General features: G+C 37.8%; 22 protein-coding genes. 21 read left to right on the top strand and 1 reads right to left on the bottom strand.

Annotated elements, in window-relative coordinates:
- Positions 1–205: 205 nt before the first annotated feature.
- Positions 206–1,219 carry a DNA polymerase III subunit delta gene (gene holA, locus BR72_RS02875; protein ID WP_035429841.1) on the top strand — a complete coding sequence of 338 codons (1,014 nt, stop codon included), beginning with the start codon at positions 206–208 and terminating at the stop codon, positions 1,217–1,219.
- A gap of 81 nt (positions 1,220–1,300) precedes the next feature.
- Here the strand turns inward: holA and rpsT are convergent, their stop codons facing one another.
- A complete protein-coding gene (gene rpsT / locus BR72_RS02870; protein WP_020062230.1) occupies positions 1,301–1,558 on the bottom strand; it encodes a 30S ribosomal protein S20 in 258 nt (85 codons plus the stop codon).
- Positions 1,559–1,953: 395 nt separating this feature from the next.
- Between rpsT and gpr the strand changes: the two genes are divergently transcribed.
- The 20 genes from gpr (at position 1,954) to BR72_RS02770 (ending at position 23,418) form a co-directional block, all read left to right on the top strand.
- Positions 1,954–3,057: a GPR endopeptidase gene (gene gpr, locus BR72_RS02865; RefSeq protein WP_035429840.1), complete on the top strand. Its 1,104-nt coding sequence runs from the start codon at positions 1,954–1,956 to the stop codon at positions 3,055–3,057.
- A 21-nt stretch (positions 3,058–3,078) separates the two neighbouring features.
- The gene (locus BR72_RS02860) at positions 3,079–3,420 is read left to right on the top strand and encodes a DUF3679 domain-containing protein (protein WP_035429838.1); all 342 of its coding nucleotides are present in this window, start codon (positions 3,079–3,081) and stop codon (positions 3,418–3,420) included.
- Positions 3,421–3,631: 211 nt separating this feature from the next.
- Entirely contained in the window at positions 3,632–5,455 is a 1,824-nt protein-coding gene (gene lepA, locus BR72_RS02855) for an elongation factor 4 (RefSeq protein ID WP_035429837.1), read from the top strand.
- 218 nt (positions 5,456–5,673) lie between these two features.
- Positions 5,674–6,813, top strand: a complete 1,140-nt coding sequence (gene hemW, locus BR72_RS02850) for a radical SAM family heme chaperone HemW (protein WP_035429834.1) — start codon at positions 5,674–5,676, stop codon at positions 6,811–6,813.
- Between the two features lie 221 nt (positions 6,814–7,034).
- Positions 7,035–8,066, top strand: coding sequence for a heat-inducible transcriptional repressor HrcA (gene hrcA, locus BR72_RS02845; RefSeq protein WP_035429831.1), 1,032 nt, complete (start codon positions 7,035–7,037; stop codon positions 8,064–8,066).
- Between the two features lie 123 nt (positions 8,067–8,189).
- On the top strand, positions 8,190–8,756 hold the full coding sequence (gene grpE, locus BR72_RS02840) for a nucleotide exchange factor GrpE (RefSeq protein ID WP_035429828.1): 567 nt from the start codon (positions 8,190–8,192) through the stop codon (positions 8,754–8,756).
- Between the two features lie 25 nt (positions 8,757–8,781).
- Complete coding sequence (gene dnaK / locus BR72_RS02835; protein ID WP_035429827.1) at positions 8,782–10,617, top strand: chaperone protein DnaK; 1,836 nt, start codon at positions 8,782–8,784, stop codon at positions 10,615–10,617.
- Positions 10,618–10,819: 202 nt separating this feature from the next.
- Entirely contained in the window at positions 10,820–11,923 is a 1,104-nt protein-coding gene (gene dnaJ, locus BR72_RS02830; protein WP_035429824.1) for a molecular chaperone DnaJ, read from the top strand.
- A 28-nt stretch (positions 11,924–11,951) separates the two neighbouring features.
- Complete coding sequence (gene prmA / locus BR72_RS02825) at positions 11,952–12,890, top strand: 50S ribosomal protein L11 methyltransferase (RefSeq protein WP_035429823.1); 939 nt, start codon at positions 11,952–11,954, stop codon at positions 12,888–12,890.
- 209 nt (positions 12,891–13,099) lie between these two features.
- Entirely contained in the window at positions 13,100–13,849 is a 750-nt protein-coding gene (locus BR72_RS02820; protein ID WP_035429819.1) for a 16S rRNA (uracil(1498)-N(3))-methyltransferase, read from the top strand.
- A 6-nt stretch (positions 13,850–13,855) separates the two neighbouring features.
- Entirely contained in the window at positions 13,856–15,208 is a 1,353-nt protein-coding gene (gene mtaB / locus BR72_RS02815; protein ID WP_035429816.1) for a tRNA (N(6)-L-threonylcarbamoyladenosine(37)-C(2))-methylthiotransferase MtaB, read from the top strand.
- A 164-nt stretch (positions 15,209–15,372) separates the two neighbouring features.
- Positions 15,373–16,038 (top strand): deoxyribose-phosphate aldolase, encoded by a 666-nt coding sequence (gene deoC / locus BR72_RS02810; RefSeq protein ID WP_035429813.1) that lies wholly within the window; start codon positions 15,373–15,375, stop codon positions 16,036–16,038.
- Between the two features lie 667 nt (positions 16,039–16,705).
- Positions 16,706–16,879 (top strand): 30S ribosomal protein S21, encoded by a 174-nt coding sequence (gene rpsU / locus BR72_RS02805; RefSeq protein WP_020062243.1) that lies wholly within the window; start codon positions 16,706–16,708, stop codon positions 16,877–16,879.
- A 15-nt stretch (positions 16,880–16,894) separates the two neighbouring features.
- Positions 16,895–17,338 (top strand): GatB/YqeY domain-containing protein, encoded by a 444-nt coding sequence (locus BR72_RS02800; protein WP_035429808.1) that lies wholly within the window; start codon positions 16,895–16,897, stop codon positions 17,336–17,338.
- Between the two features lie 106 nt (positions 17,339–17,444).
- Positions 17,445–17,738 carry a sporulation protein YqfC gene (gene yqfC, locus BR72_RS02795; RefSeq protein WP_035429805.1) on the top strand — a complete coding sequence of 98 codons (294 nt, stop codon included), beginning with the start codon at positions 17,445–17,447 and terminating at the stop codon, positions 17,736–17,738.
- A 178-nt stretch (positions 17,739–17,916) separates the two neighbouring features.
- Complete coding sequence (gene yqfD, locus BR72_RS02790; protein ID WP_035429801.1) at positions 17,917–19,116, top strand: sporulation protein YqfD; 1,200 nt, start codon at positions 17,917–17,919, stop codon at positions 19,114–19,116.
- Between the two features lie 7 nt (positions 19,117–19,123).
- Positions 19,124–20,083 carry a PhoH family protein gene (locus BR72_RS02785; RefSeq protein WP_035429798.1) on the top strand — a complete coding sequence of 320 codons (960 nt, stop codon included), beginning with the start codon at positions 19,124–19,126 and terminating at the stop codon, positions 20,081–20,083.
- Between the two features lie 366 nt (positions 20,084–20,449).
- The gene (locus BR72_RS02780; RefSeq protein ID WP_035429967.1) at positions 20,450–22,597 is read left to right on the top strand and encodes an HD family phosphohydrolase; all 2,148 of its coding nucleotides are present in this window, start codon (positions 20,450–20,452) and stop codon (positions 22,595–22,597) included.
- Positions 22,598–23,068, top strand: coding sequence for an rRNA maturation RNase YbeY (gene ybeY, locus BR72_RS02775; protein ID WP_035429795.1), 471 nt, complete (start codon positions 22,598–22,600; stop codon positions 23,066–23,068).
- On the top strand, positions 23,065–23,418 hold the full coding sequence (locus tag BR72_RS02770; RefSeq protein WP_035429791.1) for a diacylglycerol kinase family protein: 354 nt from the start codon (positions 23,065–23,067) through the stop codon (positions 23,416–23,418). The genes ybeY and BR72_RS02770 overlap by 4 nt, the downstream gene beginning before the upstream one ends.
- The last annotated feature ends 53 nt before the right edge of the window (positions 23,419–23,471 follow it).

Raw genomic sequence — 23,471 nt, 5'->3', positions numbered from 1 at the left:
GCTAACAGTTGTCATTCATAGCTTGTAATCTCGGTGCAAACAATAAAATTAAAGGGGTCACCGTTACGAAATAAGAATCCTGGGGCTTATTTTGTAACGTTTTATATAGATCAAGGAACGGGTAGCTGCCTGTTCCTTTGGACTTGTAAAACGGCAGTTGTCACATTACTATAAGTATATAAAGTGTTAGGGAGTAGGAAATGACATGAGTGATATACATAAAAAAATAAAGAAAAAGCAATTTGCTTCGTTATACTTGTTGTATGGGACAGAGGCATATTTTATAAATGAAACGCTCCAGCTTTTAACATTAGAAGCGTTAGCTGAAGAGGATCGTGAGTTCAATGTTGTTACGTATGATTTGGAAGAAACATACATAGAGGAAGTTGTTGAAGACGCACGAACGCTTCCTTTTTTTGGGGAACGTAAAATAATCGTTGTAAAATCACCGTTGTTTTTAACAGCGCAAAAAGCAAAAATTGAGCAAAACGTCAAAGTACTAGAAGAATATATTGCTGAACCTTCACCATTTTCCATTCTTGTGTTTATTGCTCCGTTTGAAAAATTGGACGAGCGTAAAAAAGTTACGAAGCTCTTGAAAAAAACAGCGGATGTAGTAGAAGCGAATGCTCTGCAAGTACAAGATGTACGTAAATGGATTATAAGCCGTACGGAAGAAATGCATATTCAAATAGAAGAAGCGGCAGTCAGTTTACTATTAGAGCTTGTTGGAAGCAATGTAACGATGCTTGCTAAGGAAATGGATAAATTGACATTATATGTTGGAGTAGGCGGTGAAATAACGGCAAAGCTTGTCGCGGAACTCGTTCCAAAGTCTGTTGAACAAAATGTATTTTCTTTAACAGAAAAGGTAGTAAAAAAAGATATTGCAGGTGCGATGCGTATTTTAGAAGGATTATTTACGCAACAAGAAGAGCCGATTAAGCTGCTTGCGCTTCTTGTGAGTCAATTTCGTTTATTATATCAAGTGAAAGAACTTCAGCAGCGTGGTTATGGGCAAAATCAAATTGCATCGCATATCGGTGTACATCCGTATCGTGTGAAGCTGGCTATGAATCAAACAAATTTTTTCTCGTTTGAAGCGTTAAAACGAGTGATTCACGAACTTGCTGAGGCAGATTATAATATGAAGACGGGAAGAATGGATAAACGTCTTGTACTAGAATTTTTTCTTATGCGTTTAAATCATATTGGATAGTGGAAAAATGTTCATGTAGACAACTGCATGAACATTTTTTTGTAAATAAAAAACGACCCATACGGATCGTTTTTAAACGCCTTACGCGTTTACTTGTTTCGCTAAGCGAGATTTTTGACGAGATGCAACGTTTTGGTGGATAAGACCTTTACGAGCTGCTTTGTCAAGTTTTTTAGAAGCTACTTTGTATGCCTCTTTTGCTGTTTCAAGATCGTTATTGTTAACTAAAGCTTCTACAGTTTTAACAGCTGTACGCATGTCAGACTTGATAGAAGCGTTATGTGCACGACGCTCTTCGCTAAGTTTAGCGCGTTTGATAGCAGATTTAATGTTTGCCATATATTTCACCTCCCTGGTGCAATCGAGTGACTCGATTCTTACATAGAACAAGTGATATTCTATCAAACGGAGAAGAGAATTGCAATAGCGAGAACGATGAAATTTCAATATAGGAAAAGAATGACTGAGAATAAATTGGGGAATTCTATATAAATCCAAATTAAAAAAACGGCATAAAACCTCCCTCTTTTTAGATGATTGAGAGCATCTGGCCATGCATAGAAGCGGTCAGGGTCTTTTTCTACCACATGCAAAATTCAAACAAAGGGAGCAAGAAAGTAGCAGATTCCTTTTTTCTGCATAGCAGCAATCTATATGTCGAAAATTTGTGGGGGATGAAGAAAACTCTCACTGATGGAAGTTTCACTTTAAATATGAATAGTGGAGGAGATTGTATGAGTGAACCGCTTGATTTAAGTAAATATGGGATTCGAACAGATCTTGCATTAGAAGCCCATCAAATGCTGCAAGAGAAGCAAGAAGAAAAAACAGCGATTCAAGGTGTGATTGTAAAAGAGCGCGAAGAAGAAGGGATTACAATTACAAAGGTGACGATTGATGAAAGTGCTGCTCCGGCGATGGGAAAGAAACCAGGAAATTATTTAACTTTAGAAGTGCAAGGAATTCGTCAGCAAGATACAGCGCTGCAACAAAAAGTAGAAGAGATTTTTGCAAAGGAATTTTCGCATTTTCTAAAAGAGATTGGAATAAATGAAGAAGCAAGTTGTTTAATTGTGGGGCTTGGTAATTGGAATGTAACGCCGGATGCCTTAGGTCCAATTGTTGTAGAGAATGTCCTTGTTACGCGCCATTTGTTTCAGTTGCAGCCGGAAAGTGTTGAGGAAGGGTTTCGACCTGTCAGTGCAATTAGACCGGGTGTTATGGGAATTACAGGTATTGAGACGAGCGATATGATTTATGGTGTTATTGAAAAGACGAAACCAGACTTTGTCATTGCGATTGATGCACTTGCTGCTCGTTCTATTGAGCGAGTTAATAGTACGATCCAAATTTCGGATACTGGTATTCATCCTGGCTCTGGTGTTGGGAATAAACGAAAAGAATTGAGCAAAGATACGCTAGGTATACCGGTGATTGCAATTGGTGTTCCGACCGTTGTAGATGCAGTTTCAATTACAAGTGACACAATTGATTATATTTTAAAGCATTTTGGGCGTGAACTGCGTGAGGGAGGAAAACCATCTCGTTCTTTACTTCCAGCCGGTTTTACATTTGGTGAGAAGAAGAAGTTGACACAAGAAGATATGCCAGATGAAAAAAGCCGCAATATGTTTTTAGGGGTTGTTGGTACGTTAGAAGAAGAAGAGAAGAGAAAGCTAATTTATGAAGTGCTAGCACCGTTAGGACATAACTTAATGGTAACACCTAAAGAAGTAGATGCGTTTATTGAAGATATGGCGAATCTAATTGCGAGTGGTTTGAACGCAGCTCTTCATCATCAAGTTGATCAAGACAACACAGGGGCATATACGCATTGATTGGAAAAGGAGAAATAAGAAGTGGAGCAGTTTACACGCAAATGCATCATTGTCGTTGTTAGTGCATTTCTTATAACGTTAGCGGGTATGCAAGTTGCTAATAGCGGATTGAAACGAATGAAAGGTTATCATAATCCAACATATGAACAAATTGCTCATATAACAGGCGCAAACTACGGGGATAGAGAAAAAGAAATTTTTGGGAATGTATTTTCCGTTGAGGAAAAACAAAAGCAACTAGAAGAATTAAAAAGCTTTAATATGTTTGAGAGTATGGGAAGAGGATTGACTTCTTTAGTACAACGTGTCATTTGCAGCATAACATATATGATTGTTGATAAAATAAAAGGTGCATTTCATTAATGCACAGTGTAAAAAAGGCGGCTATCTTACGGACAAGTAGGATAGCTTTTTGTATTTTTAGGAAAGGTTTGTCTATTGTTTACGAATTGCATATGATAAAAGTAAGAGTACTTGCTTATAACGCTGCACCAGTTTTCATTGAATCTTTTTCCTGGTATTGATATAATCAGTGCTAGTGTATATTGGCGAGATTAGTAGGAGTGATAAATAGATGAACAAAGAAGAAAGAGCAAAAAGGCAGTCTAACATTCGTAACTTTTCCATTATTGCTCACATTGATCACGGGAAGTCAACGTTGGCAGACCGTATTTTGGAGAAAACAAATGCGTTAACACAACGCGAGATGAAAGCACAGTTGCTTGACTCCATGGATTTAGAGCGTGAGCGCGGGATTACAATTAAATTAAATGCAGTACAATTAACGTATAAAGCGAAAGACGGAGAAGAATATATTCTTCACTTAATTGATACACCAGGTCACGTCGACTTCACGTATGAAGTGTCTCGTAGTTTAGCGGCTTGTGAAGGTGCGATACTTGTTGTGGATGCGGCGCAAGGAATTGAGGCGCAAACATTAGCAAACGTATATTTAGCACTTGATAATAATTTGGAAATTTTACCGGTTATTAACAAGATTGACTTACCAAGCGCTGATCCAGAACGTGTTCGTCAAGAGGTAGAGGATGTAATTGGCTTAGACGCATCAGAAGCTGTGCTTGCTTCTGCAAAAGCGGGGATTGGTATTGAAGAGATTTTAGAACAAATCGTTGAAAAAGTACCAGCTCCAGCAGGTGATTCGGAAGAACCATTACAATGTATGATTTTCGATTCTTTATATGATCCGTACCGCGGTGTAATTGCTTATATCCGTGTTGTAAACGGTACAGTAAAAGTTGGCGATAAAGTACGTATGATGGCAACAGGTAAAGAGTTTGAAGTAACAGAAGTAGGTGTGTTCACACCGAAAACAACGCAGCGTGAAGAATTAACAGTAGGTGATGTAGGCTTCTTAGCAGCATCGATTAAAAATGTTGGTGATACGCGTGTAGGTGATACGATTACACATGCAAAACGTCCAGCGGCAGAACCTTTACCAGGGTATCGTAAATTAAACCCAATGGTATTCTGTGGTTTATATCCAATTGATTCTGCACGTTATAATGATTTACGTGATGCATTAGAAAAGTTAGAATTAAATGACTCTGCTCTTGAATTTGAACCAGAAACGTCTCAAGCACTTGGATTTGGTTTCCGCTGTGGATTCTTAGGCTTACTTCATATGGAAATCATTCAAGAACGTATTGAACGTGAATTTAAAATTGATTTGATTACAACAGCACCAAGTGTTATTTATAAAGTATATTTAACAAACGGTGAAGACATGACAGTTGATAACCCATCTAACATGCCAGATCCGCAATCTATTGATCGTGTGGAAGAACCGTATGTAAAAGCATCTATTATGGTTCCGAATGATTATGTTGGAGCGGTTATGGAAATTTGCCAAGGAAAACGCGGGACGTTTATTGATATGCAATATTTAGATGAAACACGCGTTACTTTGACATATGAAATTCCACTTTCTGAAATCGTATATGATTTCTTCGATCAATTAAAGTCGAATACGAAAGGATATGCATCCTTTGATTACGAGCTAATTGGTTATAAACCGTCTAAGCTTGTGAAGATGGATATTTTATTGAATGCTGAACAGGTCGATGCGTTATCTTTCATTGTGCATCGTGACTCAGCATATGACCGTGGAAAAGTAATTGTAGAAAAGTTAAAAGAGTTAATTCCAAGACAGCAGTTTGAGGTGCCTATACAAGCGACAATCGGAAATAAAGTCGTGGCGCGTTCTACAATTAAGGCGATGCGTAAAAACGTATTAGCAAAATGTTACGGTGGTGACATTTCTCGTAAACGTAAACTTCTTGAAAAACAAAAAGAAGGTAAAAAACGTATGAAGTCTGTTGGTTCTGTAGAAGTACCGCAAGAAGCATTCATGGCTGTACTGAAAATGGATGATAACTAATAAAAAGAAGCCGTACAAACGGCTTCTTTTTATTTAGGAAGTAGAAATCTAAAGTTTTGGTTAATATTTAGACATCTTTGTATCTCTCCTATACAATAGTGGTGATACTTTTGATTGTAAAAGGAAGAATCAGAATGGAGAAAGTTCGCATAGGATTACAGAAGTAAATAAACCTCCGAAGTGCGGAGGTTTTCTTTTTAGAAAGGTAGGAACAGAATTTGATACAAGCTGCATATATTCATATTCCGTTTTGTCAGCATATTTGTCACTATTGTGATTTTAATAAAGTGTTTATTGAACGTCAGCCAGTTGAACAATACTTGCAATATTTAGAGAAAGAAATTGTGAATACAATCAACAAAACGCCTTTTAAAGAAATGAAAACGATTTTTGTTGGTGGAGGAACGCCAACAGCGCTAAATATGGAACAGACAAAGCAATTGCTAGATATTATTAATCGTCGTTTACGGCCGTTTGCGCCAAATTGTGAACTAACTTTTGAAGCGAATCCGGGAGATTTACCAAAAGAGAAATTAAATCTTCTACAAGAAGGCGGCGTAAACCGGATTAGTTTTGGTGTTCAAACGTTCCGAGATGAATTGCTGAAAAAAATTGGGCGCGGGCATACGAGAGAAGATGCGTTTGTAGCGATTCGTGAGGCGCAGGAAGTTGGTTTTACAAATATTAATGTTGATTTAATTTATGCATTGCCAGGGCAAACGATAGAAGACGTGAAAGAAACGTTAGAGATTGCATTTACCCTTGGGGTTCAACATTTCTCAGCGTATTCTTTAATTGTGGAGCCGAAAACGGTCTTTTATAATTTAATGAATAAAGGAAAGCTGAGACTCCCAGGTGAAGACAATGAGGCTAAAATGTATGAAATTGTGATGGATGAGATGGCGAAGCATGGTTATCAGCAGTATGAAATTAGTAATTTTTCAAAAGAGGGTTATGAAAGTAGACATAACCTAACTTATTGGAATAATGATGAATACTACGGTTTCGGAGCTGGCGCTCATAGTTACGTAAATGGCGAGCGTATTCAAAATGTAGGTCCACTAAAACAATATTTTACGAAAATTGATGAGACAGGTTTGCCGTATTTAGATGTTCATACAGTAACAACCCAAGAAAAAATGGAAGAAGAGTTATTCTTAGGGCTTCGAAAAACAGCAGGCGTTTCGAAAGTGGAATTCAGCAAAAAATTCGGCGTAGAGATGAACGATATCTTTGCAAAACAGTTACGTCATAATAAGGAACATGAATTGCTTCAAGAAACAAATAATCATGTCTGTTTAACAAGAAAAGGGAAGTTATTAGGAAATGAAGTCTTTCAATCATTCTTAGTGGATTAAACGCTGTGTCCCGCTCAAACAGACGGTACAAAGAGGTAAATCGAGAAGAAAAACCGTCTGTAAGAGCCCGATTGGCTCAGCTAATTAGCAGCGAAAATCGTGCTGCTAAAAGTTTCACCTTATCCCATCACGTTTCCGTTGACAATTCAATATCAATTTTGGTAAGTTAGTAATAGATTTAGCACTCGAAACATAAGAGTGCTAACAGAGGTGATGATGAAATGCTTACGGAACGTCAGCTCTTAATTTTACAGACGATAATTGACGATTTTATCGGATCAGCACAACCTGTTGGATCAAGAACATTATCTAAAAAAGAAGAAATCACATTTAGCTCAGCAACAATTCGAAATGAAATGGCTGACTTAGAAGAATTAGGGTTTATTGAAAAAACACATAGTTCTTCAGGGCGCGTTCCTTCTGAAAAAGGGTATCGCTTTTATGTAGATCATCTTCTTGCACCGCAACATTTGCCTAGTGAAGATGTTATACAAATTAAAGACTTGTTCGCTCAAAGAGTTTTTGAAGCAGAAAAGCTTGCGCAGCAATCAGCGCAAATTTTATCAGAGCTCACGAATTATACGGCAATTGTTCTTGGGCCAAAAGTTAGTGCGAATAAGTTGAAAAATGTGCAAATACTTCCGCTTGGACATCAAACAGCGGTTGCAATTATTGTAACTGATACAGGACATGTGCAAAGTAAAACAATCACGGTTCCGGAATCTGTTGATTTGCAAGATTTGGAAAAAATGGTTAACATTTTGAATGACAAGTTGTCTGGTGTACCGATGTCAGAACTGCATAATAAAATCTTTAAAGAAATTGTAATGGTTTTGCGTCAGTACGTTCATAATTATGATAGCGTCATGAAGATGTTAGACGGTACATTTCAATTTCCATTATCTGAAAAAGTATATTTTGGTGGAAAAACAAATATGCTTGCGCAGCCTGAATTCCATGATATTCAAAAGGTCAGATTATTATTCAATATGATTGAAAATGAAGATGCTTTTTATGATATCTTAAAGAGTAAACAAATTGGCATTCAAGTGAAAATTGGCCGTGAGAATTCTTCAGCTGCTATGGAAAATTGTAGTTTGATTTCTGCGACATACTCGATTGGAGATGAGCAACTTGGAACAATTGCGATTTTAGGACCGACAAGAATGCAATATTCTCGTGTCATTAGTTTGTTGCAATTGTTTACAAGACAATTTACAGATGGACTGAACGGTTTGTATAAACCGGAATAATAAGAAACTTCCATTTGTGGCGGGGGTATATTCCGCTACATATGATTAGTTGGATACAAGAAATTAGATAGCTGGGTTTGTACTAAGGTGTGCCTGCCCTGCCTTTTTAAGGAGGTGAAAGTTGTGGAAGAGCGTAATGAACAAATGGTAGAAGAAGTAAAAGAAGCGCAAACAGAAGAAGCTGTAGCTCCAGAAAATGGCGAAGAAACTGTTGTGGAAAAAAATGAATCTTCTCTTTTACAAGAAAAAGTAGATGAATTACAAGCGAAATTGTCGGAAACGGAAGGTCGCATGATTCGTCTACAAGCCGATTTTGAAAACTATAAGCGCCGCGTTCAATTAGATAAGCAAGCGGCTGAAAAATATAGATCACAAAACCTTGTATCAGATATTTTGCCGGCTCTTGATAACTTTGAAAGAGCAATGCAGGTGGAAGCAAATGATGACCAAATGAAATCTTTATTACAAGGGATGGAAATGGTATATCGTCAGTTGCAAGAAGCATTAGCAAAAGAAGGTGTTGAAGCGATTGAAGCTGTTGGAAAGCAGTTCGATCCGCATGAACATCAAGCTGTTATGCAAGTGGAAGACAGTGAATTTGAATCAAATGCGGTTGTGGAAGAATTCCAAAAAGGTTATAAACTGAAAGATCGTGTGATTCGACCATCAATGGTAAAAGTAAATCAATAATTACATAAATATAGGAGGTTTCGTCATGAGTAAAATCATCGGTATAGACTTAGGTACAACAAACTCTTGTGTAGCTGTTATGGAAGGCGGAGAGCCAAAAGTTATTCCAAATCCAGAAGGTAATCGTACAACTCCTTCTGTTGTAGCTTTCAAAAATGATGAGCGTCAAGTAGGGGAAGTAGCGAAGCGTCAAGCAATTACGAATCTGAATACAATTATCTCAATTAAGCGTCATATGGGTACAGATTACAAAGTAAATGTAGAAGGTAAAGAATATACGCCTCAAGAAATTTCTGCAATCATTTTACAAAACTTAAAAGCTTCTGCTGAAGCATACTTAGGTGAAACAGTAACAAAAGCTGTTATCACAGTACCAGCATACTTTAACGATGCAGAGCGTCAAGCGACAAAAGATGCAGGTCGCATTGCTGGTTTAGAAGTAGAACGTATTATTAACGAACCAACAGCAGCAGCGCTTGCTTACGGTTTAGAAAAACAAGACGAAGAACAAAAAATCTTAGTATATGACTTAGGTGGCGGTACGTTTGACGTATCTATTCTTGAGTTAGCAGATGGAACATTTGAAGTTATTTCAACTGCTGGTGACAACCGTCTTGGTGGTGACGACTTTGACCAAGTGGTCATTGATCATTTAGTAGCTGAATTCAAAAAAGAAAATAACATTGATTTAAGCCAAGATAAAATGGCACTTCAACGTTTGAAAGATGCAGCTGAAAAAGCGAAGAAAGATCTTTCTGGTGTAACGCAAACACAAATTTCATTACCGTTCATTAGTGCAGGTCCTGCAGGTCCATTACACTTAGAGTTAACGTTAACAAGAGCGAAATTTGAAGAGCTTTCAGCAAACCTTGTTGAAAGAACATTAGAACCAACTCGTCGTGCGTTAAAAGACGCTGGTCTTTCTCCAAGCGAACTTGATAAAGTAATTCTTGTTGGTGGTTCTACTCGTATTCCAGCTGTACAAGAAGCGATTAAACGTGAAACTGGTAAAGAACCATATAAAGGTGTAAACCCTGATGAAGTTGTAGCGTTAGGTGCTGCAGTACAGGGCGGTGTACTTACTGGTGATGTAAAAGACGTTTTATTATTAGACGTAACTCCGCTTTCTTTAGGTATTGAAACAATGGGCAGCGTGTTTACAAAATTAATTGAGCGTAACACAACAATCCCAACAAGTAAATCACAAGTGTTCTCAACAGCTGCTGATAACCAACCAGCAGTAGACATTCACGTATTACAAGGTGAGCGTCCAATGGCAGCGGATAACAAAACGTTAGGTCGCTTCCAATTAACAGACATTCCACCAGCACCACGTGGCATTCCGCAAATCGAAGTAACGTTCGATATTGACGCGAACGGTATCGTAAACGTACGTGCGAAAGATTTAGGAACAAGCAAAGAACAAACAATTACAATCCAATCTTCTTCAGGTCTTTCTGATGATGAAGTAGAACGTATGGTAAAAGAAGCAGAAGCAAATGCTGATGCTGACCAAAAACGTAAAGAAGAGGTTGAACTTCGCAATGAAGCGGATCAACTTGTATTCCAAACTGATAAAGTTGTAAAAGATTTAGAAGGCAAAGTAGATGCAGCTGAAGTAGCGAAAGCAACAGAAGCAAAAGATGCATTAAAAGCGGCAATCGAGAAAAATGATCTTGATGAAATCCGTGCGAAAAAAGATGCACTTCAAGAAATCGTACAACAATTAACTGTAAAATTATATGAGCAAGCTCAAGCTGCTGCAGGAGCACAGCAAGCAGACGGTGCACAAGGTAATGCAGGCGCAAAAAACGATAATGTAGTAGATGCTGAGTTTGAAGAAGTAAAAGAAGATAAATAATCAAATAAGTAAGATGACAAAAAGTCAAAGTCAAGCGTGCCTTGGCTTTGGCTTTTTTCACGAAGAGTATACATGAAGTCTTTTGTGAGAGAGTCCAATGTTTTTCTTTTTGCATACTGTAAGTGAGGAAACAGTGTTGCAAAGCACTTTCTTTCGATGTTAAAATTACGTTTATGTGAAAGGATTCGGGGGTAACAAACTTATGAATAAACGAGATTACTATGAGGTGCTCGGCATTAGCAAGGGTGCTTCGAATGATGAGATTAAAAAAGCATATCGTCGTTTGGCGAAAAAGTATCATCCAGATGTAAGTACTGAAGAAAATGCAATTGAAAAATTTAAAGAAGTGCAAGAAGCATACGAAGTGTTAAGTGATGATTCAAAACGTGCGCAGTATGATCAATTTGGTCATGCTGGTCCAAATCAAGGCTTTGGTGGAGGCGACTTCGGTGGTGGCTTTGGCTTTGAAGACATCTTCAGTTCATTCTTTGGTGGTGGAGGCGGTAGACGCCGTGATCCAAATGCACCGCGCCAAGGTGCAGATCTTCAATATCAAGTGACTTTAGATTTTGAAGAGGCGATTTCTGGTAAGGAAATGGATATTGAAATTCCAGCTGAAGATCCTTGTAATACATGTAACGGTAGTGGAGCAAAACCTGGGACTTCTAAGGAAACATGTTCACATTGTTCTGGAACAGGTCAAGTTAGCGTGGAGCAAAACACACCATTTGGTCGTATTGTGAATCGTCAAAGTTGTAGACATTGCTCTGGAACAGGTCAAATTATTAAAGAGAAATGTACAACATGTCATGGATCTGGAAAACTACGTAAACGCAAAAAAATTAATGTTAAAATTCCAGCAGGTATTGATAACGGTCAACAAATTCGCGTTACTGGTAAAGGGGAAGCTGGTATAAATGGCGGTCCGGCAGGAGACTTATATGTAGTCGTTCGCGTGAAAGATCATGAATTCTTCCATCGCGAAGGTGATGATATTATTTGCGAAATGCCATTAACATTCGCGCAAGTAGCACTTGGGGATGAAGTGGAAGTTCCAACTGTGCAAGGAAAAGTGAAATTAAAAATTCCAGCGGGAACACAAACAGGAACAGAATTCCGTTTAAAAGGAAAAGGTGCTCCAAACGTACGCGGATATGGGCAAGGTGATCAATACGTAGTTGTACGTGTTATAACACCAACGAAATTAACATCGCATCAAAAGGATTTATTAAGAGAATTTGCAGGTCAAGAAGATCAAGATGATAGCCTATTTGGAAAGCTTAAGCGAGCTTTTAAAGGGGAATAATGGAAATAAAAAATGGAGTTGGTAAATTGTGAAATGGTCAGAAATTAGTATTCATACAACAGAGTACGCGGTAGAAGCAATCTCGCATATTTTACACGAAGCAGGTGCAAGTGGTGTTGCGATTGAAGATCCTGCGGAATTAACGAAAGAGCGTGAACAACAATTTGGCGAGATTTATGCATTAAATCCGGCTGAATATCCGGAAGAAGGTGTGCTTGTAAAAGCGTATTTCCCAAAGAATGATGCCCTGCAAGAAACAATTACAAATGTAAAATTGTCTATTGATTTGTTACCTTCTTATGGAATCGAGATTGGAGCAGCAACTGTATCTGTTAATGAAGTAGATGAAGAGGATTGGGCTACTGCTTGGAAAAAGTATTACCATCCAGTGAAAATTTCTGATACATTTACAATTGTGCCAACGTGGGAAGAGTATACTCCTTCCTCACCTGAAGAAAAAATTATTGAACTAGATCCAGGAATGGCATTTGGTACGGGAACGCATCCGACAACAACGATGTGCATCCGTGCTTTAGAGAAAACTGTTCAGCCGGGAGATACTGTTATTGACGTTGGAACGGGTTCTGGTGTATTAAGTATTGCAGCTGCTAAATTAGGTGCTGCTTCTATTCAAGCATACGACTTAGATCCGGTTGCGGTAGAAAGTGCGGAAATGAATGTCCGATTAAATCATACAGAAAATGTTGTAACTGTTGGACAAAACAGCTTACTAGAGGGCATTGAAGGACCTGTAGATTTAATTGTCGCAAATTTACTAGCGGAAATTATTTTACTATTCCCAGAAGATGCAGCGAAAGTTGTGAAGCAAGGTGGATTGTTCATAACGTCTGGTATTATTGCTGCAAAAGAAAAAATTGTAACATCCGCGTTAGTAAATGCTGGTTTTACAGTAGAAGAAGTGTTAACGATGGAAGATTGGGTAGCGATTATTGCGCGTAGAGGGTAAGATAAAGTGAAACTTCAGTCAGTGGAAGTCTTAGCTCACGAATAGCGGGATAAAGTCTCCCTGATTAAGTGTTTATGGATGATGTAAGCGGAAAGTCTCTCGCTGAAAGCAGCGGGGGACTTACCATTTGTTTCGTCTAAATCATACTGTTTGGCTCTTTTCGTAAGCACTCGTTTACGAAAAGAGCTAAACTTTACTAAGGTGATAAAATGCAGCGTTATTTTGTAGAAGAACAAAATGTAAATGAATTGGCCATTCGTATTGTAGGAGATGATGTGCATCACATCGGAAGAGTAATGCGTATGACGCCTGGTGATCAAATTTATTGTTGTACAAGTGGAAAAACAGCAATTTGTACAATTGCTGAAATTACCAATGAATTTGTAAATGCGACTATTGTAGAATGGATAGAGATGTCAACTGAGCTTCCTGTTTTTGTGACAATTGCAAGCGGATTGCCTAAAGGTGATAAGCTTGAGTTGATTTTACAAAAAGGAACTGAACTTGGAGCAGCAGCCTTTTTACCGTTCCAAGCATCAAGGTCTATTGTGAAATGGGATGCGAAAAAAGCTGGGAAAAAAGTAGAGCGTTTTAATAAAATTGTCAAAGAGGCAGCTGAGCAGTCTCATCGCAGTGAGATTCCGACTGTGTATGCACCTGTTTCTTTTAAAGAGCTTCTCGCGATGAGCAAAGATTATGATAGCTGCCTTGTTGCGTATGAAGAGGAAGCGAAACAAGGTGAAAAATCAAACTTCGCTAAGGTTTTAACGAATTTAAAACCAGGACAAAAGGTGCTCATTGTATTTGGACCAGAAGGTGGTCTAACGGAAGAAGAAGTATCTTCTCTTTCTGAGCATGCTTTTGTACCATGTAGTTTAGGACCAAGAATATTGCGGACAGAAACAGCGCCTTTATACGCGCTAAGTGCCGCTTCTTATCATTTTGAATTAATGGGGTGAGTATATATGGCAACTGTTGCGTTTCATACGTTAGGTTGTAAAGTAAACCACTACGAGACAGAAGCAATTTGGCAACTGTTTAAACAAGGTGGTTATGAGCGAACTGAATTTGAAAAAACAGCTGATGTGTATGTAATTAATACATGTACTGTAACAAATACAGGGGATAAAAAAAGTCGTCAAGTTATTCGTCGTGCCGTTCGTCAAAATCCTGATGCGGTAATTTGTGTAACGGGATGTTATGCACAAACATCTCCAGCTGAAATTATGGCAATTCCAGGTGTAGATATTGTAGTCGGAACACAAGACCGTGAGAAAATGCTTGGCTATATTGAAGATTATCGCAATGAACGTCAGCCGATTAATGCTGTGCGTAACATTATGAAAACACGTGTATACGAAGAATTGGACGTACCATATTTTACAGATCGTACGCGTGCATCTTTAAAAATTCAAGAAGGATGTAACAACTTCTGTACGTTCTGTATTATTCCGTGGGCTCGTGGTTTAATGCGTTCTCGTGATGGACAAGAAGTTATTCGCCAAGCGCAGCAATTAGTAGAGGCTGGCTATAAAGAAATCGTCTTAACAGGTATTCATACAGGTGGATACGGTGAGGATATGAAAGATTATAATTTAGCGGGACTACTTCGTGATATGGAAGCGCAAGTAACAGGTTTAAAACGCCTTCGTATTTCTTCTATTGAAGCAAGTCAAATTACAGATGAAGTAATTGAAGTACTGCGAGATTCTAAAGTTGTTGTCCGTCATTTACACATTCCGCTTCAATCTGGGTCGAATACAGTGTTGAAACGTATGCGTCGTAAATATACAATGGAGTTTTTCCAAGAGCGTTTAGACCGCTTAAAAGAAGCGCTGCCAGGACTTGCAATTACATCTGATGTTATCGTTGGTTTCCCAGGTGAAACAGAAGAAGAATTCATGGAAACGTTCAATTTCATTAAAAATAATCGTTTCTCTGAACTTCATGTATTCCCATATTCAAAACGTACAGGAACACCAGCAGCACGCATGGATGATCAAGTGCCAGAAGAAATTAAGAACGAGCGTGTACACCGCTTAATTGCATTGTCAGATCAATTAGCGAAAGAATATGCATCACAGTTTGAAGGTGAAGTTCTTGAAATTATTCCAGAAGAACCATTTAAAGAAGCTGATCGTGAAGGGTTATATGTAGGATATACAGATAATTACTTAAAAGTTGTCTTTGAAGGTTCTGAAGAATTAATCGGTAAATTAATTAAAGTAAAAATTACGAAAGCTGGTTATCCTTACAATGAAGCACAGTTTGTTCGTGTGCTAGAAGATGCATCTCCAAAAGAATCAGCAAGTGCGTAACAAAAAAGCATGCAAACACTTTTGTTTGTATGCTTTTTTATTTGCTGGAGAAGTTAAAATATGAAAACGCTATACGTTATGTTATAATGCGGAAGGTTAAAGTTGTCAGACGACTGATAAGTAAAAAAATTACTACGTAAAAGTTGAGGAAGGGGCATTTTTAAATGAACTATGCAAAGTTAATTGATCATACGGCATTAAAACCAGATACAAAAAAAGAAGTAATCGTGACTTTATGTGAAGAGGCGAAACAGCATGATTTTGCTTCTGTATGTGTAAATCCAACGTGGGTTGAAACGGCAGCAGAACTGCTAAAAGGAACAGATGTAAAAGTTTGTACAGTAATTGGTTTTCCTCTTGGAGCAAATACACCAGAAACAAAAGCGTTTGAAACAACGGATGCGATTGCAAAAGGTGCAACTGAAGTTGATATGGTAATTAACATCGGTGCGTTAAAAGATAAAAACGATGCGTTAGTAGAACGTGACGTTCGCGCTGTTGTAGAGGCTGCAAAAGGAAAAGCGCTTGTAAAAGTAATTATTGAAACATGCTTACTAACAGAGGAAGAAAAAGTTCGTGCTTGTGAATTATCTGTAAAAGCAGGTACCGATTTCGTAAAAACATCAACAGGATTTTCAACAGGCGGTGCAACAGTTGAAGATATTGCATTGATGAGAAAAACTGTAGGACCAAATATCGGTGTAAAAGCATCAGGCGGTGTTCGTGACGAAGCAGGCATGGATGCAATGGTAGAAGCAGGTGCAACGCGAATCGGAACAAGTTCTGGCGTAGCGTTAATAAGCGGAAAAACAGCAACAACTGATTATTAAAATAAAAGCGAAAGCCGCTCGTATAGAACATGAGGGCGTTGGAGCTCTTAACGCAGAGGCGTTTTTTGCCTCGTAGGAAAGAGTGAAACGACCGATTGTTCTAGCGGCTGTAGCTGGATAATATAAAAGCGGAGCCGACTGTTTAGTCCTGTTGGCTAAGGTTCTTTCACGCAGAAGGTGTTCTTTACCTTCTCGCGTGGAAGGTTCTTAGACGTGAAGGACTAGGAGGCGCAGCTGGATAAAATAAAGGCGAAAAAAGACAGAAACCCATTCTTTTAGGTGGACGAGAGCATCTGGCCGTGCATAGAAGCGGTCAGGGCTTTTTTCTGCCACATGCGAAGTTAGACAAAGGGAGCAAGCGAGTGCAGTCTCCTTTTTCTACATAGCCGCTTTTGATCTCGTTTGGCAGGTTACGGTGCAGTGCTTAGAGGATGAGAAAGCAGAGGCGAACATTTCGATAGAATCATATTGAATTGTTATAGAAATATATATCGAAAATGTACGTTTTGTGAAAAAAGAAGAGCAAGTACTCTGCTTTTCTTTTATCAGATAGTTGACCTAAAAGTATAAAATGTATTATAATCGTAAAAGACATGCTGAGAAAGTGTTTACTTTTTGCATGCTGAAATTAGGATGTAAGTGGATGTTTCGGAGGGAGGGAAAGAGAATGTCAAAAACAGTCGTTCGTAAAAACGAGTCTTTGGAGGATGCACTTCGCCGTTTTAAAAGATCAACTTCTAAAGCTGGTACGCTTGCTGAAGCAAGAAAACGCGAGTTCTATGAAAAGCCAAGTGTAAAACGTAAGAAGAAATCTGAAGCGGCAAGAAAGCGTAAATTCTAAGAGAGGGTGTAATTTATGAGTCTTCTCGGTCGTTTAAACGATGATATGAAACAAGCGATGAAGAATAAAGAAAAAAATAAATTAACCGTTATTCGTATGGTTAAGGCTGCTTTACAAAATGAAGAAATTAAACTGCAGAACCCTCTTACAGAAGAAGAGGAACTAACAGTTTTAGCTCGTGAAGTAAAACAGTATAAAGACTCCCTCCTTGAGTTTGAAAAAGCGGGTCGTGAAGACCTTGTCGATAAACTAAAAAGCGAAATTCAGATTTTAGAAACATATTTGCCAGAGCAATTGACAGAAGAAGAATTGCTTGCTGTTATTCAGCAAGCTATCTCTGAAGTTGGTGCAGCTTCTAAAGCTGATATGGGCAAAGTGATGAGTAATGTTTTACCGAAAGTAAAAGGTAAAGCAGATGGCTCACAAGTGAATAGGCTTGTTTCACAACTATTAGCATAAAAAAGCGTCTCATTTATAATGAGACGCTTTTTTATGTTTTTTTTCAATTTGGACGTGATATTACAAGCCTTTTTTTCATACATATGGGATGAGAGGGGGGTCTTCGATGAGAAAGTTGCAGCAAATGAAAAATTGGATTACGAAGCAGATAGACCTACCTGCAGATGTATTCATGGATCTGCCGAGAATTACACTTGTTGGGCAGGTACATATTTATATAGAAAATCATCGTGGATTATTGGTATTTAGTGATAAAGAGGTACGACTTTTATTAAAACAAGGACAATTATTAATAAAAGGAGATTCTTTTGTAATTAAGACAATTCTTCCAGAAGAGCTTTTGCTTGAAGGGACCATTGAACAAGTCCTATTTTTAGAAGATGAAAAAAAGGGAAAATAAAATGAAGCTGTTATTCATGAGATGTTTTATTGAACGGATCAAAGGTAAGTGGTCAGGTAGTATATACTTCTTAGTCCTCCTCCTACTGACTGGATTGTATGAGCGGAGTAAAGTTATACAGTTGGTGCAGGTCTCTTAAAGGGCTGCGCCTTTTTTAGAAAGCTGATGGAGGCGAGCTATGAAAAATCAGTGGTTTACAAAATGGATTGGGTATGTAAAAGTGCGAATTCAAGGAAGGGGAGCAGAACGATTTATTAACGAATGTGTACGAAGAGACATTTTAGTTTGGGATGTCAAGAAAGTTGCAGATGATACACTTGTCTTTTGTATGTTGCTTCGAGATGTGAAGCGATTACGCCCGATTTACCGTAAAAATGAGTGTAATCTATATTTTATTGGACGCTACGGAGTTCCGTTTTGGAATAAGCGTTTACTTCGGAATAGTGGTTTTCTTGTTGGTTTTCTCTTATTTTTTTTAAGTGTCATTGTTATGTCAAATATGGTATGGAAAATAGAGGTAACAGGGGCGAAGCCAGAGACGGAATATATAATGATGAAAGAATTAGACAAAATGGGTATTAAAAAAGGGAAGCTTCAATTTCAAATGCCGAGTGTAGAAAATATACAGCGTTATTTGACTGATAATATTAACGCTATAACATGGGTTGGTTTGGACGTAAAAGGCACGACATATCATTTTAAAATAGTTGAAAAAAATGAGCCGAAGAAAGAAGAAGAACAGGTGCCGCAACATTTAGTCGCCAAAAAAGAAGCGATTGTTACAAAAATGTTTGTTGAGATTGGAAAACCAATTGTTATGAAAAACGATTATGTGCAAAAAGGACAACTTCTTGTGTCAGGAATGTATGGGAAAGAAGAGAGTCCTACGATTGTTTCGGCTAAAGGTGTTGTATTTGGTGAAACTTGGTACAAGTCTGAAGTGGAGGTACCTCTAAAAACGAAATTTCAAGTTTATACAGGAAAATCATATAATGAACATTATCTTACTTTTGGAAATATGAAAATAAAAATATGGGGATTTCAGCATGATAAGTATAAGCAGTCTAAAACTGAGACAGTAAGGCATGATGTGAAATTGCTTGGTTTTACACTGCCGATTGCTTACGAAAAAGCGATTGTACGTGAAGAGGAAGAGGCAAATCGTGAATATACAGAAAAGCAAGCAATGGTAGTTGCGGAGGAGATGGGTCAAAAAGAATTAAAGAAAAAATTGGATGAACGTGCTATGATTATAGGGAAGAAAGTTTTGCATAAACAGGTTGAGAATGGGAATTTGAAATTATTGCTGCATTATACTGTGATTGAGAATATTGCAGAGGCTCAACCGATATCAGAATCCGATATTCAAGGAGATTGAGTAATTAATGGCTGAACAATTAGTAGAGATGAATCAACAATTGGAAAACCATAATGAAGCAATTGCTTTGTTTGGAGTAAATGATGCGCATTTAAAAATAATTGAGAATGAACTTGAGGTATCGATTGTTACGAGAGGTGAATCTGTTCGTGTTTCCGGGACGAATGAAGCAGTAGCTCTTGTTGAAGGGATATTACAACAACTTCTAGTTGTTATTCGCAAGGGTATATCGATTTCTGAGCGTGATGTAGTCTATGCGATTCAACTTGGGCGTCAAGGGAATCTGGCTCATTTTGAAAAGTTATACGAAGAGGAGATCTTTAAAACAGCAAAAGGTAAGTCCATTCGTGTGAAAACGATGGGACAAAGGCAATATATTTATGCCATTAAGAAAAATGACATGGTGTTTGGAATGGGACCGGCTGGTACTGGTAAAACATATTTAGCTGTAGTAATGGCTGTTCGAGCATTAAAAAATGGCTATGTAAAAAAAATTATTTTAACAAGACCTGCTGTGGAAGCTGGCGAAAGTCTCGGATTTTTACCTGGGGATTTGAAAGAAAAAGTGGACCCGTATTTACGACCACTTTATGATGCTCTTCATGATGTACTTGGGCAAGAACATACGCAAAGAATGATGGAACGCGGCATCATTGAAGTTGCTCCGCTAGCGTACATGAGAGGACGTACACTCGATGACGCATTTGTAATTTTAGATGAGGCGCAAAATACAACGGGTGCACAAATTAAAATGTTTTTAACACGTCTTGGATTTGGCTCGAAAATGGTTGTAACAGGAGACCCATCTCAAATTGATTTACCAAAAGGTGTGAAATCTGGGCTTTCTATTGCAGCGAATATTTTAGACCATGTGCCTGGTCTTTCGTTTGTTAAACTTGAGCAGTCGGATGTTGTTCGTCATCCGCTCGTACAGCGTATTATTGAAGCATATGATAAAATGGAATGATCCTGCTTGTAAGGATCATTTCTTTTTATCATGATTGGTTCAACTAACTTTCTAAAAAAGAACGCTCTAGAAGGAAGTTTCACTGTACATTTTATAGATAAACCCATTTTAATTTTTCGACATACAAGTCACTGCAAGTGCAGAATCCAATTTGACTGCTACTTGTTGGTAGGAAAAGGCCCTGACCGCTTCTATGCGCGGCCGAATGCTCACGCCCTCCTCTAAAAGAAAGTGGTTTTATGTCGTTTTTTACCTTGCATGCATATAGATATTGTAAACAGGTTGGCTAATGCTTTATTTTTTATTATCATAAATAAAGAAAAGAGTGTTTCACTTAATATTTCGAGAGGAGAAGGTATTGTAATTATGTCAAGGTTTCAAGAAGTTGCTAAGTGGTTTCGTAATTTACAGCATTCGAAAAAACTGAGCTGGATTTCTTATGTTTTAATAGGAGCAGTGTTATTTTTTGCACTGATGAATAATGTAAAACCGGAACAACTCAATATCAAAATGTTGTCTATTTCCAAAAAGACAATTCATTCTCCGATAAAAATTGAGGATAAAGTAACAACAGAAAAGAAAAAGAGAGAAGCGGCTCAAAAGGTTGAAGATCAGTATACATATCGAAATGAATTTAAGCAAAACAGGATCGATGTTGTGAATTCAGTCTTTGATGCAATTAAAGAGGTGGATGCAGAGTCAAATGCAATCGCTTCAGCGCCAGAGGGACAACATAAATTGTCGGCGGTAGAACGATTGGACAAGTTAAAAAAGAAACTTCCAACGGAGTTAACGAAAAGTTTGTCTGATCAAGTGTTATTACAATTTTTAGGTGCAACGGAAGATCAGCTTCTTATGGCGAAGGAATCAACTGTTACAGCTGTTAATAGTTTAATGAGCTCCCATATTAAAATGAATGAAGTAGATCAGTTTAAAGACCGCATTACGGACGAGTTAAAAAACGTAAATGTCAGCAATGAATTGAAACAAGCAATTACTGCGCTTGGACAGTATGCGATTGTACCTAACTATTTTTATGATTCGAATGCAACGAAAGAAAGAAAGCAATTGGCAATCGATCAAGTAGCTCCTGTTTATATTTTACAAGGTCAAATTCTTGTAAAAGAAGGAGACACAATTACAAGAGAAGCGTATGAACAGTTAAAGTTAGTGGGGTTATTAGATCAAAGTAATTCGTTTCAGCCTTATTTAGGATTAGCAATTTTTATTGGCGTTCTTTTATTTTTCATGCATAAGCAATTTGTAGCGTTTTTAAAGCCGATAAGAGAGGACAAGCCATATATTTTAGCGTATACAACAATTGTCGCTATTACAGTTGTTTTAATGAAAATTATTAGTTTGTTTCAAAAGTTAGAATATGTCGGTATTGCTTATATTGCTCCAGTTGCAATGGGGACTATATTAGTAAAATTGATGATTGGTGATCGATTTGTTTTTATAACAAGTGTGATTTTTTCGGTGTGCGGAAGCATTTTATTTAATGAAGGTGTAACAAGTACACTTAATTATGCAGTCGGGATTTACGTATTGCTAAGCTCGCTTTCGGTTAGTATTTTCTTGCGGCAAAAACATCGTCGCACAATGCTACTGCAAGTTGGGATACTAGTATCGATTTTAAATGTTGTTGTATTAGCAGCTTTATTGTTACTACGTAATGGAAACTTTTCGGTAATTGAGATTGGAACGCATTTATTAATGGCAGCGGCGTCTGGAATTATTTCATCTATTTTAGCGATGGGAATATTGCCGTATTTAGAAAGTGGCCTTGGCCTTGTTTCTAGCATGAAATTGATAGAATTGGCAAGCCCGAACCATCCGTTGCTTCGTAAAATTCTGTTAGAGGCACCAGGAACGTATCATCATAGTGTTATGGTTGCAAATTTATCGGAAGCAGCATGTGAAGCTGTGGGAGCGAACGGTGTACTAGCGCGTGTAGGGGCATATTATCATGATATTGGAAAAACGGTGCAGCCGCATTTCTTTATTGAAAATCAAATGGGCATAGCGAATCCCCATGATCGGTTAGATCCTGAAACAAGTAGAGATATTATTATCGCTCATGTTACAAATGGAGTGAAAATGTTAGAAGAACATTATATTCCACAAGAGATTATTGATATTGCGGCCGAGCATCATGGAACAACTTTGTTAAAATATTTTTACTACAATGCAATGCAAGAAGATAAAGAGAAATATACAGAAGAAATGTTTCGTTATCCAGGGCCAAAAGCAACATCTAAAGAATCAGCAATTGTTGGGATTGCTGATAGTGTAGAAGCGGCAGTTCGTTCGATGAATGCGCCAACACCTGAGCAAATTGATAATCTTGTTCGCAGCATTATTAAAGATCGTTTACAAGATGGTCAATTCAGTGAATGTAATTTAACATTTAAAGAACTGCAAATTGTTGGAAAAACATTATGTGAAACATTAAATGGAATTTTCCACTCGCGGATTAAGTATCCGGAATTAACAGAAGAAAAGGTGAAATAAATGGGATTAATAATCGACTTTATTGATGAAACGGAAGAAGTGAAAGAAGAGTATGTTGAAATGATTCAACAATTAGTTGAAAAAGCTGCAGAGATAGAATCTGTAGAGGATGGAACAGAGCTTTCGATTACATTTGTTAATAATGAACGTATTCAAGAAATTAACCGTGAATACCGTGATAAAGATCAGCCGACAGACGTAATTTCTTTTGCAATGGAAGATATGGGTGAAGGCGAAATGGAGATTGTTGGTGTAGAAATGCCGCGCATGTTAGGTGATATTATTATTTCTATTCCGAGAACGAAAGAGCAAGCTGAAGAATATGGTCATTCTTTTGATCGTGAACTTGGTTTTTTAGCGGTGCACGGCTTTTTACATTTGCTTGGCTACGATCACATGACAGAGGAAGAGGAAAAGGTTATGTTTGGAAAGCAAAAAGACATTCTTGATGCATTTGGATTAGGTAGATGAAAAAAGGAAAACTTATAAATAGTTTTCGCTATGCGTTTGCTGGCATTTTCTTTTGTCTTCGTTATGAACGAAATGTAAAAATTCATTGTTTAGCAGCGTGTATAGTTAGTTTTCTCGGCTTTTATTTTCATGTTACAAAAACAGAATGGCTTATTTTGCTTTTGACTATTGGTATTGTCTTTGCGCTAGAACTTGTGAATACAGCGGTGGAGAAAACGGTTGATTTAGTAACGATGGACGTGAAGCCCCTTGCTAAAATAGCAAAAGATGCAGCAGCAGGTGCGGTATTATTTTTCTCGATTATTGCCGTTGTAATTGGTGCTATTATCTTTGGACCGTATATGATATAGTTGCATTCCAACGATTTTTATCTTTTCATATCGTGAGTGGAAAGGAAGAGAAA

Source organism: Bacillus sp. UNC322MFChir4.1 (genome assembly GCF_000746135.1).
GTDB lineage: Bacteria > Bacillota > Bacilli > Bacillales > Bacillaceae_G > Bacillus_A.
The sequence above is the reverse complement of the archived record's forward strand: the minus strand, read 5'-3'. Positions and strand labels throughout refer to the sequence as shown.